Below are 13,335 nucleotides of genomic sequence, written 5' to 3' on the forward strand. Positions count from 1 at the left end.
GCTCCACTATCTCCGGCACCGACTGGTTCTGGTATATCGCCGGCCGCGCGGCGTTGCCCAGCAGCGCCAGGCGCGGCGCCAGCGTCAGTTGATAACGCACCTCGTCCGCCGACGCCGACAGCCGGCTGAACCCCGTCACCACCCCGTGCACCGACCGCGCCGCCGCCGACGTTCCCGGCGCGTTAAAGCTAAAGGTGGCGTCCTGCAGCAGCATCTGCGCCGGGGCGATATCGCTGCGGCTGGTAAAGGTTATCTGATAGCAATAAGTCTGACTCAGCCCTTCAGTGGCGCTGAACGACGCCACGTCCAGGTCGCTTCTGCCGTTTACCGTCAGCGCATAGCGGTTGTGCGTGCCGGCAAGGCGGCCGGCAAGTTCGGATACGGACAACATGTTTATACCTCTTCGGTCATGATGGAGGTGCGGGAAGGAGGCGTAGTCGCCTCTGTCGGCGATAACGTCTGCTGGCTGAAGTGATAACGGACAGAGGAGATAGGGGTAGCGCGTTCCATGTCGTTTCCTATAAATACCCATTGAGAAACCCGGGAGGGAAATCATGTTGGAAAAATGAACAGGGCGACAATAGGAATAAACTGAATAATAAAAATTATTCATTATAAATCATACATTTAATAATATTAAAAAATATTATTCGCAGTATAATTAATTCGGCGAAAATGTCGCTCTTGCGTCGGTAATAGAAACAAGAACATCGGGCGCAGCCGCTTTTGTCGCCGATGGCGGGCTCCCCCGGCGGCCTTGCGCGGGTGAGGATAGGGAATAAACCGGCCCCGTTACCCATTGAATGTTTTATCCCCGGAAATGATCGAATATAAGGTTGCTGATAAACCCGTCTGTCAGATCGAGATACATGGGCGACCACGGGGGTGAGGCATCCCTGCGGGAACCTCCCCGTGTTTCCCGACAAAAACGCGTGCGTTTTTGAACGCCGCCGGCGGCGGCCCGAAGGGCGAGCCCCGCCGGCGGGGCGAGTAATATCTGACTTTGTCAACAGTCTGATATCAGTGCTTATGATGGTTCGACTGAAGAAAGCGCCATAATCCGCTCAACCAGGCCGCTATGGCGCTGAGTGGGCGTTTTCACCGCCCGGCGCAGAATTTTCATATCCGCATACAGCGTCAAACGCCGGCGGGCGCGGGTGATGGCGGTATAAACCAGCTCCCGCGTTAGTACCGGCAGATATTGGTTCGGCAACACCAGCGCGGTATGTTCGAATTCCGATCCCTGCGACTTATGCACCGTCATGGCGTAGGCGGTATCATGGGGCGGTAAACGGCTCGGTGCCACGGATTTGGTTTTGCCGTCAGGCAGTTGGAAATAAACCCGCAGCTCCCCTTTTTCATTCATCATGGCGATGCCGATATCGCCGTTAAATAGCCCCAGCACCGCATCATTACGTTCGATCATCACCGGGCGGCCGCTATACCAGCGATTAAGCGGATGACGGCTCCGCTGAATCAACCCGGCTTTATGCAGCGCCTGCTCAATCCGCTGGTTAAGCCCCGCTACGCCGAACGGCCCTTCACGCAGCGCGCACAGCTGGCGATAGCGTTGAAAAGCCGACAGCACCGCCTCAGGCGCGGCGGCGGCGGCGATAAGCTGCAAATACCCCCGATAGCCTTCGACGCACTGGGCCATCATCTGCTGGTAATCTTCCGCGGCCGCCAGCGGATTACAGGCGATATCGCTAAACGCGCCGTTCAACACCGCCTGCACCCGCCGGTCGTCGCCATGATTTACCGCCAGGGCCAGTTGACCGATGCCGGAACGGTGGTCAAAGCGGTAGCTCCTGCGCAACAAACAGATACTGTCGCCTACGGCCGCCTGATTTTCATGCCCGTCATCGTCAAGCCGGCAGCCCGTCAGCCGCTGCAACTGCTGCGCCCGCGTCCGGCTATAGCCCGCTTGCGCAAAACGGCAGATGTCCCCCAGCACCGCCCCCGCCTCAACCGAAGCCAGCTGATCGCGATCGCCGAGGAAAATAACCCTGGCCTGCTCGGGCAAAGCGGCGATCAGGTGCGCCATCATCGGCAGATCGACCATGGAAGCCTCATCCACCACCAGTACGTCAAGATGCAGCGGATTCCCCTGATGATGACGCAGGCGCTGGCTGTCGGGCACCGCGCCCAACAGGCGATGCAGCGTTGTCGCCTCGCGCGGGAAAGCGTCGCGATGAACCTGCCCCAATGAGAGGTGGTTCAACGCCGTCCCCAGCGACTCCGTCAGCCGCGCCGCCGCTTTCCCCGTCGGCGCGGCCAGTTGGATACGCAGCGCCGCGCCCGCGTTAAGCTGAATCAACGCGGCCAGGAGTTTGGCGACGGTGGTCGTCTTCCCGGTTCCCGGCCCGCCGGAAATAACGGCGATACGTCGGGTCAGCGCGACGGCGGCCGCCACCTTCTGCCAATCGATCTCATCGCCGGACGGCGGAAACAGGCCGTCGAGCACGGCGCGAACGCGCGGCTCGTCGCGCGACGGAAGCGGATATTCGCCGGCGAAAAACCGCGCCACCCGCCCTTCGCTCTGCCAGTTGCGCTGTAAATAGAGATTATCCCGCTGCAACACCAGCGGCGTAGGGCTTGCGCCATCGCCGACCGCGGGAGAAGCCAGCAAGCTTCGTCGCCAGGCGGCGGCGTCCGGTTTGCCGGCCGCTTCCCATGCCGACCGCGCCAGTTCGGGTTCACGCCCGTCGAACAACCGCGCGGGCTGTAACGCCGCCAGCGGCAAACAGACATGCCCGGCGCCGGACTGCGCGCTTAAACAGGCCGCGGCCAGCAATAATAGAGGATTACCGTCATCCGCCAACATTCTGGCGAACTGGATATCCAGCGGGCGCAAAAGCCGGCGCTGCAATGCCGTCTCCAGTAGTTCAATCATGGCCGGCATCCCGTAGCGGCTCTCCCGCGAATAACCGATCCAATCCGCTGATAAAGGCCTCCTGCGGCCGGAAATAAAACACCCCGTTGCCGGGCGCGTTTTCATCGACGCCGCGTAAAAACAGATAAAATACCCCGCCGAAATGCCGCGCATAGTCATAATCGTCGATGCGGTGACGCAGATAACGGTGCAGCGCCAGGCTATAAAGCTGATACTGCAAATCATAGCGATGCTCCGCCATGGCCTGCTCCATGGCGGATTGCGTGTAGGCGCCGGCGTCCGCGCCCAGCCAGTTGGATTTATAGTCCAGCAGGTAGTAGCGTCCTTCCCAGACAAACACCAGATCGATAAACCCCTTCAGCATGCCTTTGACCTGTTGAAACGATAACGGTGGACAGCGCGCCGACAAGGGATCGTACCGTTTCGCCAAACTATCGAAGCGCGCCGCCTGTATCGGAGCCTGAATCGGCAGATAAAACTGCAGCTCCGCCTGTTTATGCCGGGCGTCCAGCGCGCGCAGGGTTATCCCCTCGTCGTTGAGGGGAGTGGTCAGCACGGCGTCCATCCACTGGAGGAGCGTCGGCAGCCAGCGCTCCTCCAACCCTTGCAGCCGCAGTTGCTGCGCCAGCCATACGTCGTCAACCGGCTGGGTAAAATCCAGCGTCTCAAACAGGCCATGCAAAAATGTGCCGGGGCTGGCGCCGCGTGGGAAGGTGTGCGGCGTAAGCTGCGCTTCCGTCTCCTCCCGCCGCTCGCCCATCGCCTCGATATCCAGACGCGGCACCAGCTCCTGAATCGGAGAAGCGCCGTGCTGCTGCAGCCCGGAGTAGCTGGTCACCCGCCAGCCGTCGCGCAGCGTTCGTTCACTGCGGCGAGCCAGCAATTCAGCCTTATCCGGCGCGTCGGGCCGCCAGGGAAGCATCTCGCCGGGCCGTACCGGCGTTAGCGCCACGCCGTCGCCCGCCATACCTGTAAGTTCGGCGATCAGCGTCGCCACATCCGTTTCCTCTCCGCGCTGGAGCAGATATCCCAGCGCGCTCTGATGCATATCGCTGTTCGTCGCTTTCTTGCGCGATCGCTGAAGCGGGGCCACGCCGACGCTACAGTGATAGATGGAGCGGGTCAGCGCCACGTACAGCAGACGCAAATCTTCCGCCAGACGCTCCTCTTCCGCCAGCGCTTTACTCTCGTCGCCGTTATCCAGATCCAGCAAGGCCTGATAGGTGTTTCTGTCGTGATAAACGGCCTGCGACTGCTCGCGGAAGTTACTGATAAACGGCAGCCAAACCAGCGGATACTCCAGCCCTTTGGATTTATGGATGGTGACGATCTGCACCAGATGGCGGTCGCTTTCCAGCCTCAGTTGCTGATTATCCGCCTGCGGATTCGGCTGCGCGATCTGCTGCGAAAGCCAGCGCACCAGCGCGTGCTCGCTATCCAGCGCCGAAGAGGCGTCCTGCAATAACTCGCCGATATGCAGAATATCGGTCAGCCGACGCTCGCCGTCGGCGCTGGCCAACAGGTTCTCCGCCAGCTGGTGACGGCTCATCAACGCGCGCAGCATCGGGAGCACCCCGCGCTGCCGCCAAAGCGTACGGTAGCCGGCGAACTCGTCAACCAGCGCATCCCATACGGCTTCGCTGCGGCCCAACGCCTCCACCGCCGGCGCATCCAGTCCCATCAGGGAGGTGGCCATGGCGCTGCGCAGCGTTCTTTCCTGTTCCGGCGTCAGCACCGCCTGCAGCAGCCACAGAATGTCGCGGGCTTCCGGCGTGGTAAACACGCTATCGCGGTTGGAAAGGTAAACCGACGGGATCGACAGCGTGCCGAGCGCATCACGCACCAGCGCGGCCTCATGACGGCTGCGCACCAGAACGCTGATATCCGAAGCCTGCACCGGGCGCCGCGTTTTTCCCTCTTCCAGCCAGGCTTCGCCGCGCTGGCCGGCCGCCAGCCAGTCCCTGATTTGCGCGGCGCACTGCCTGGCCATCAGTTGCTGGTAGTCGCCCACGCCGATGGCTTCGTCGCCCGTCAGCCAAAATTGCAGCGCCGGCTGAGATTCGCCCGCGATGTTAAAAGCCAGATCGCGTTTCGCCGCCGCCGGGGAAACGGCGAGAAAAGGAATGTCCTGAAAGATAAACGGGTTTGCGACACGCTGAAATAAGCGGTTGACCCCATGCACCATCCGGTGCGATGAACGCCAGTTGGTATCCAGCGTATAGTGGGCGCTCACCTCGGAGCGCGCGCGCATATAGGTAAAAATATCGGCGCCGCGAAAGGCGTAGATCGCCTGCTTCGGATCGCCGATCAACAGCAGGCCGCACTGCGGCTGGCCGATATACAGCGCGCGGAAAATCCGGTACTGCTGGGGGTCGGTGTCCTGAAACTCATCGATCATCGCCACCGGATAACGTTCGCGAATGGCGCCGGCCAGCTGTTCTCCCCCCGGCTGCCGCAGCGCTTCATCCAGCCGGCTCAGCAGATCGTCAAACCCCATCTCCGCCCGCTGGCGTTTTTCTTCCCGCACGGAGCGGCGAATTTCGCTCAGCGCCCGCACAATCACCAAGTCGCGCACGGAAAGCGCGCTGTCGAGCAGGGTATCGACCGCCGTAAACACCGCGTGTAGCGGCGGCTCCCCCTTCTTGGTTTTTTCCGTCAATGCCCGCTGACTAAATCTCTCCAGCTCTTTAGGCAACTGATAATCCCGCGTCGGCTGCTCCGCCCACAGCGTGACTTTTTGCAGCCAGTTAGGCAGATGCTTGCTGCTGTAGCTGCGTTTATCCACGCCGGAAGCGCCGATCAGCGTCGCCAAATCCTGTGCGGCGGCCAGCCAGCGCCGCTTAAATTCATCGATCGCCGCGACGATTTTTTCATGGCGGCTCAGCAGGGTTTCATCATCCCGCGGGGAATGGCGCAAAAGGGGCGATTCGCCATGCAGATAGGGCATCAGGTCGGCCAGCAGGCTCTCCGGCCCGCTCCACTCCTGCCCGACGGCGCGCGCCACATCCACCGGCAAAGGATAGCAATAGCGGCGCCAGAAATCGGCGCAGGCCTGGCGCCGCAGCGGCTGTTCATCTTCGATCAGCGTCTGTTCGAACAGCACGCCGGACTCGAAGGCATTGGTGCTTAACATCCGCTGACAGAAGCCATGAATGGTATAGATCGCGGCCTCATCCATCTGCCGCTCCGCGGCAAGCAACGTCTCCGCCGCCTCGCTGAGATCCGGAATTGCGGCCAGCAGACTGGTCAGCAGCGGATGCTCGCTTTCACCGCGGATACAGGCGATGCGCAGGGCGTGGATATTCTCGCGGATGCGATCGCGCAGCTCTTCGGTGGCGGCTTCGGTGAATGTCACCACCAGAATTTCTTCGACCAGCAGCCGACGGGGATAGGCGGAATCGCCCCCCAGCCCCAGCAGCAGCCGTAAATAGAGCGCGGCAAGGGTATAGGTTTTGCCGGTCCCGGCCGACGCCTCAATCAGCCGCTCCCCCAGCAGCGGCAACGTCAGAACGTTTAATGATTGCGGCGCGGCTGGCTTCATTTTACCTCACCCGCACCGGCCGCGTCCGCGGAGGCGCCGCTCTCCGGCTTCGGAGCGGCGCCTATCGACGGCGCTTTGCGCCGCGGCAGCGTTTTCTGCAGCGAAGAGGCGTCGGGGTAGGTATGCCAACCCTGCGGCGCGGCATAGTCCGACTTGCCATGACGGCTGCCGGAAATTTGCGATAACAGCGCCAGCCCTTGCGGCTTCAACGCCTGCCGGAAGAAATCGGCCAATTGCGCCACCGTTAGCGGCTGGGTTGCGGCGATAATCTTCTCGCGCGTATCAAACGCGAAGTTCTCGCGGTTCAGGTCGTTGCGCAGGCGGCTTATCTCCTCATTGAGAGTTTGCGGACGCTGATTCAACTCATTAATCATGCCTTGCTTGTACTGGGCGAACTCTTCCGCGCTCATGGCGCGCAGCCGTTTTTCCGCCTTCTGGTAGAAATCCTGATAGCGCTGATACAAATAAGCAGGCTGTTTGCTGTTGCTTTGCAGCAGGAAGCCCATCCCCCACTGCCGTCCGACGGATATCGGGAAAGCGAACACCGCATAGCCGAGCTGCTCTTCGGTTCTCAGCTGGCTATAGAACCAGGGCTGAATAATCTGTCCCAGCAGCGAGCTATAGGCCATGCTCTGCGTTTCGCTATATCCGCTGGGAATATAGACCGCCGCCAGCGCGGAGTCGGTGCTGCTGCCCGGTTTTTGCAAATTGGCCCGCTGCGGTTTGCCGATCTTCACCTCGTCGCCGCGCCACAGGTCATTCCCTTCGCTCTTCAAATGGGCCTTTAAGGTTTGCGCCAGCTCAATCACCTTCTCCGGCGTTAAATTGCCCACCACCAGCATTTCCGGCGCGGCTTTTTGCAACAACGCATTGCGATAATCAATCACCTCTTGTAAGCCGATATCTTTTAGCAGGCTACGGCGTTCGGAACGTTCGGTATAAGGCACCTGCGACAGCGCCTGTACCGGCTGGATGGCCTGCTCAAACGCCTTCGCTTTCTCCACCGAGTCCAGCTGTTCCAGATACCAGGACTTCGCCTGCCGCAGCTGATCCTCCGTCGGGGAGAAAGAGGCGTAGCCATCCGCCAGCGCCAGCAACAGCTGCGGCAGCCGCTGGGTATAGCCGTTGGCGTTGATCGCCAAGCCGTCATGGTTACTGGTCGAGAAACTGATGCCGCCGATCGACGCCTGATAGCTCAATTCATCCAGCGCCAGGCCGGCCAGGTAGTCATTCAGCGCGAACAGTACCTGGTTGCGCGCGCTGCTTCTGGCTTCTCTATTGCGCAACAGCAAGGTGATTTCCGCCTTGGGTTCATCGGCGAAATAACGGCTGGGCATGTACAGCACGCGCAACCCCGGCTGTTGCAGCAATATTTTCGGGGTGGTGATGCGGGTATCCGCCTCGATCAGCGAAAAATCATCGGGGATATAGGGATTGACGGCGGGCAAGGTCAGCGAAATTTTCCGCCCCAGGTCGCGCCAGCGGGCAAAGGCCGCGTCAGGGATAGGTTCGACTTTGTAGGGCGCGTCGACGAAGTAAGCGACTTTGTCGTGCGGTTCATTCGGGCTGATGAGCCAAATGCGCGCATTCTGCGGCGTCATCTCATCCAGCCGCTCCGCTATCGCCGCGGGATCGTAGCGATCGGCCAGATACATGGCGTCCAGCGTATGCTCCACCGGCACCCGCAGCATGGTATCCACCAGCCATTCGATATAGTCCATATCGCGGCTAATTGAGGGATAGCGGAAATCCAGATCTAGCACGCGCGCGATTTCGTCAAAATAACGCCGTTGGATCCCCTCGCGACGCACCTGCTGCAGATAATTGAATATCGCCGCGATAACGTCGTCGCGCCGCTCCAGCCCTTTGTCCGTCAAGGAGACGGAAATAGAGAACACCCCGCCGTTGCGATCGATAACCGGATCCGAACCCGCGCCGATCGATTCGACCAGCCCTTCCTTCTGCAGCCAGTCGGAAAGCGTGTTCTGGCTGCGGTTGCCGATTAAGTAGCTGATATAGGTATCGGTTTTACTACGAAACGCCTGACTGTTGTTAGCCACGCGGAACTCGATGCGCAGCTGTTTGCGCGGCTGAACCGGCACATAGTGGATTATTATGCCGCGCTGTTGCTTCGTCGCCGCCGGCACGTCGATCGGCGGCACGCTGGCGTCATGATTGGCGATGCGGCCGAAGGTTTCCGCCGCCAGTTTCGCCAGCGACGGCAGCGGTTGATTGCTGTAAATCACACCTTTCATCAGATTGGCCGAGTAATAGCGCTGATAAAACTTCACCAGTTCGTCGTGCAGCCTGCTGCCGGGCTTATCGTTCAGGGTTTCCAGATTGCCGCCGGAGAAACGCGAGCTGGGATGCGCCGGGTTCAGCGTCTCCGCCCCGACCTGCGCCATCCGATGGCCGTCGCTGGAACGCGCCATCGTCAGTTCGGCGTTGACCGCGTGACGCTCGCGATCGGCGTTGGCCGGGTCGAGAAGCGGTTCGGCCACCGCATCGGCCAGACGGTCGACCGCCGGTTGCAGCGCATCGTTTTCAACTTCCAGATAAAACGCCGTGCGGTAGGATGCCGTACTGGCGTTGTGGCTGCCGCCGTGTTTTTTCAGGAACTCCGCCAGGGCTTCCGGCTGCGGATAGCGCCTGGAGCCCATCAAAACCATATGTTCAAGGTAATGCGCCAGGCCCAGCTGACTATCGGGGTCCTCCAGCGAACCGACCGGCAACGCCAGCGACGCCAGGGATTTCGTTGCCAGCGCATCGGAAACCAGCAGTACGGTCATCCCGTTATCCAGTTTTATCGCCTGATATTGACGAGGATCTTTTTCACTTTTACGGATGGTTTGCGCCAGGGGCTGCCAGCCTGTTTCGGCCCAACTTAACGGCAGCCAGAAAATAAATAACAAAAACCATCCGGTAATCCAGACAAACTGCTTACGCATGCATTTCTCCATAGCCTTCACGTCAATCACGCGACATCACTTTTACTTGTCAACCTGCTGATAAACCCTGCCGGATATAAATCAAACCAGATTAAAACGAACCGGCGGCAGCAGCCAGATTTGCGCCGCGGCGATAATCTCGTCCATACGCTTTTCATCCAACTCGCGGACGATGCGCCGCAGGTAGTCATCTTCGCCCTCGCCCGCCACGCCCATATTGCCTTGCCAGGCCTGTAGAAGCTTGGCGCGCGCCTTAATCTGCGCGTCGTCATCCCACTGTATGGCGTCGCTTTCCCGATCGTAACATTGGGATAGCCAGGCGCCGCCGGACTTATTCAGCAGCAGCAGCGGTTTATTCATCCCCTGCTGATAGCCTGACAGCATCAGTTGCAGGTACTCCCGGGCCTGTGCGGCGGACAGCGCGGCGAAGCGCCAGGCGCCGTTATCTCGCCCGAACATCCGGCTCTCTCCCCGGCCTCCGGCCAGACAGTAGGCCAGATGCTCCAGCCAGAGCGTAATGCCGTCCGTCATCGACAGTTTTCCCGGACGCCAGCGCAGCAGGCCGTCGTGCTGCACCTGAGCCAGCCAGCCGCTGACGCGGACGCCGTCAAGCTGGATATCCACCTCCAGGCTTCCGGCCTGGTCCGGCGACAGCTCTTCGCGTATGCGCTCGGCCAGCGCCGACATTTCCTGCTGCTGAGCCTGCCAGTATAGTTCACCGAATGCGCCGTACGGCAACCCGCCCGCCGCGCGGGCCCGCCGGTACAACCGCTCGGGGTCGCCCTGCTCTATCAAGGTATTAAGCAGTTCGCTATTCAGTTGGTAACGATTCAGGTTATCCACGATAAACGGCTCTTCATCAAGCAGTTCGTCATCCTGCAGCATGAAGCTGACGCCCAGTCGGCGTTGGAAAAAAGCCCGGATCGGATGGCGATAAAACCGCTTCAGATCGTCCAGGCTGACGTCGATATAGCGCTCGAGCGGCAATTCCCGATCGAAAGCGGGCTGAGATTGCCCCTGGCGGTTCGCCGCCGCCAGCCACTCTGCGGCAAAACTTTGCGGCAGCGGCGGAAGAAAATTGCGCTCATCAAACGGCATGCGGGTATGTTCATGGAGTAAATGCCGCGCCACGCGCTCGGCGCTGGCATCCACGTCGCGCTCCTGGTCTTGCGGCAGATAGTGGCTTTGCGCGATGTACTCCACCAGTTCGCTGACCAGAACGGAAGGATAACGGCGGGCGTTATCCTGTATCGAACGTCCGATATAGCTGATATAGAGCCGGTGCTGCGCCGAAAGCAGCGCTTCCAGAAACAGGTAGCGATCGTCGTCCCGCCGGCTGCGATCGCCGCGCTCGATTTTCCGCCCCATCAGATCGAACCCCAGCGGCGGCAAGGTGCGCGGATATACGCCGTCGTTCATTCCCAGCAGACACACCACCTTGAATGGAATGGAACGCATCGGCATCAGGGTACAAAAGTTGATGGCGCCGGCCAGAAAACGCTGGCTTAGCCGTTCCCGATCGAGCCGGTGGGAAAGCTCGTCCCGCAGCAGCGAAATCGGCACGGACTGCGGATAACCGGCGGCGATACCGGCGCCGATAGCCTGTTGCCACTGCGTTTCGATCAGCGCCAGCGCGGCTTCGGTATCGCCGTCCGCCGTAAAGAAGTCGTCAATCAGCTGCCGGCATAAAGGCAGCCAGTCGGTCAACGCGCGGGGCTGCCGCAAACGCTGGCGCCATTGGTTAAGCCGCGTCAGCAGCTCGGCCAGCTGTCCGGCCAGTTCGGCGACCAGACCGCTGGATTCGTCGTAGGGCAGCACCCCGCGCCAGTCGCCGGCGTTGCTGTCCATGGCGTAGCCCAGCAGCATGCGCGTCAGTCCGAAACGCCAGGTATGCTGACCGGTGGCCGGCAGCATCAATTCACGCACGTTGTCGTCGTCCAGCCCCCAGCGGATGCCGGACTCCGCCACCCACAGCCGTAAACGCCTCAGCCCCTCCTCCTGAATGCCGAAGCGCGCGGCCAGCGCCGGCACCTCCAGCAAAGCCAGCACCTGCTCCGCGGTGAATCGGCTATTGGGCAAATCAAGCAGGCTGACGACGGCCTGTAGCGCCGGGTGGGCATGCCGCGCCCGCCGATCGGAAATGGCGAAAGGCAGATAGCGATCTTCCGCGGCGTTGCCGAACACCGCCTGAATAAAAGGGGTATAGCTGTCGATATCCGCCATCATGACGATAATATCGCGCGGCGTGAGCGTCGGGTCGTCGGCCATCATGGTCAGCAACTGGTCGTGCAGCACTTCCACTTCTCGCTGCGGGCTATGGCAGGCGTGCAAGTCAATGGAGCGGTCCCCGGGCGTCAACAGGCGCTTTTGGCGGCTGTTTTCCAACGAGGCCGCGCTCAGCGCCGCCACGCTGCGGTCCTCCAGCTCCAGGATATCGCGCTGTATCGTCCGCAACAGTCTGCCGTTATCCAGTTCGACAAAGGCATCGACTTCCTGCGCATCATCCAGCTCGGCGAGCAGATAAAGGTGATCGCGGCCTAACTTTCCCCAGGACGCCAGCAGCGGGTTGTTTATCTGCTGCTGGCCTTCTCCGTCAAACAGCGAGTCGGCCTGCCGCGCATCGCGAAACAGCGGCCGGTACGCCTCCGGCTGCGCGTTATCCCAGCGATGCAGGCGACGATTACGGGCCTTGAGCCTGGCTAAAAACTTATAATCCTGAATATCGCTCCAGTAATCGCGGCAGGGGTTGGTGAACAGCAGATGAACATCAATATGCCGCGCCAGCGCCCGCAAAGCGTGCAAATAGATCGGCGGTAAGGCGGAAATACCGCAGATAAATACGCGCGGCGGCAGCCCCGGCGGGCAGGCCGTCGCCTGCTCCAGCTTGTTGATAAAACGCCGGTACAAATTGGCGTGATGCCACTCGGGCTGCCCCAGCTCGCGGGTATAATCGATCAACGCGCGCCAGGCGGCCGCCTGCCACAGCTGATCGTCGCCCAGGCCGTCGACCAGCCGCCCTTGCCGCCACTGCTCAATCCATTTGGGGCGGTAGATCAGATATTGATCGAAAAGATCGGCGATGCGCCCGGCGAGCTGGTGCAGCTTACGCCGATCGCCGTCATCCTGTAGATAGCGGCGCAGTAAGGAGAAATCGGGCTGCTGCAGCTGTTCAGGCAGCAGATGCATCAATTTCCAGGTCATGGCGTCTTTGCTGAAAGCGCTTTCCCTGGGGATATCGGGCAGGACGCGGCGGCACATCTCCCACAGAAAAACGCCGGGCAGCGGAAAGTGGATATTGGCGGCGATGCCGAAATTCTCAGCCAGCTCAATTTGCAGCCACTGCGCCATGCCGGGGCTTTGCACCAGAACGACTTCCTGTTGGAAGGGATCCGCCAGCGGCTGACGCTTAATCAGTTCGACCATCAGCAGTTTTAAGATATCAAGCTGATTTGAATGATAAACCCTGAACATTCCGGCTCCTGTCTTGCTGATTTTTTATGCCGCGCGTCTTGCAGCCGCAGGCTATCGCGCGGCAACTGGAGTTGACGCCCGCCCGTTAAGGATGATTCCCCGCCGCGGCCGGCCGACAAAACCAGCGGATAAGCCGCGCCTGATAGCGCCGCGGCGTGCTCGCCGTCGCCGTAACCCTGACGCAGCCGGCGCCCTGCGACTGCTGCGTCAGATCGAGCCGCCATCCGCTGTCCAACGCCGCGGAGGCGCTATCGTACCCTATTCCCGCTTCATAGGCTTCCAGTTGCTGAGAAACCAGACGCCACGCCTGGCGCTGCTGCCATTGATGTTGGAAAGCGCGCTGCAGGACCTCGTGATATTGCAGCAGGCCCAGCAGCGACACCGCAAACAGCAGCGCCGCGGCCATCGTTTCCGGCAGACCGAAACCACTTTGCGCAACCCGGCGGTTTGAGTTTGCCGGCAAAGTCCGATGAGCGGCGATA

Annotated in this window: 6 protein-coding genes; all 6 read right to left on the reverse strand. The window is 60.7% G+C overall.

Annotation, left to right across the window (positions count from 1 at the left end; all coding sequences use genetic code 11):
* A partial coding sequence (locus tag VSX58_RS16555) for a contractile injection system protein, VgrG/Pvc8 family (RefSeq protein ID WP_327619046.1) occupies positions 1-391 on the reverse strand: 391 nt, incomplete at its 3' end.
* A 636-nt stretch (positions 392-1,027) separates the two neighbouring features.
* Positions 1,028-2,893 (reverse strand): exodeoxyribonuclease V subunit alpha, encoded by a 1,866-nt coding sequence (gene recD, locus VSX58_RS16560; RefSeq protein WP_327619047.1) that lies wholly within the window; start codon positions 2,891-2,893, stop codon positions 1,028-1,030.
* A complete protein-coding gene (gene recB, locus VSX58_RS16565; RefSeq protein WP_327619048.1) occupies positions 2,886-6,434 on the reverse strand; it encodes an exodeoxyribonuclease V subunit beta in 3,549 nt (1,182 codons plus the stop codon). Before recB ends, recD begins: the two co-directional genes overlap by 8 nt.
* Positions 6,431-9,382, reverse strand: coding sequence for a pitrilysin (gene ptrA / locus VSX58_RS16570; protein WP_327619049.1), 2,952 nt, complete (start codon positions 9,380-9,382; stop codon positions 6,431-6,433). Before ptrA ends, recB begins: the two co-directional genes overlap by 4 nt.
* An 81-nt stretch (positions 9,383-9,463) precedes the next feature.
* Positions 9,464-12,853 (reverse strand): exodeoxyribonuclease V subunit gamma, encoded by a 3,390-nt coding sequence (recC, locus tag VSX58_RS16575; protein WP_327619050.1) that lies wholly within the window; start codon positions 12,851-12,853, stop codon positions 9,464-9,466.
* An 85-nt stretch (positions 12,854-12,938) separates the two neighbouring features.
* Entirely contained in the window at positions 12,939-13,334 is a 396-nt protein-coding gene (locus VSX58_RS16580) for a prepilin-type N-terminal cleavage/methylation domain-containing protein (protein WP_327619051.1), read from the reverse strand.
* Position 13,335 lies beyond the last annotated feature (1 nt).

The sequence above is a fragment of the Brenneria populi genome (genome assembly GCF_036016195.1).
GTDB classification, from domain to species: domain Bacteria; phylum Pseudomonadota; class Gammaproteobacteria; order Enterobacterales; family Enterobacteriaceae; genus Brenneria; species Brenneria populi.

Bases quoted from the DNA above. Each gene is read 5' to 3' on its own strand.
- recC (WP_327619050.1), bottom strand. From the start codon at position 12,853: ATGTTCAGGGTTTATCATTCAAATCAGCTTGATATCTTAAAACTGCTG.
- recD (WP_327619047.1), bottom strand. From the start codon at position 2,893: ATGATTGAACTACTGGAGACGGCATTGCAGCGCCGGCTTTTGCGCCCG.
- ptrA (WP_327619049.1), bottom strand. From the start codon at position 9,382: ATGCGTAAGCAGTTTGTCTGGATTACCGGATGGTTTTTGTTATTTATT.
- recB (WP_327619048.1), bottom strand. From the start codon at position 6,434: ATGAAGCCAGCCGCGCCGCAATCATTAAACGTTCTGACGTTGCCGCTG.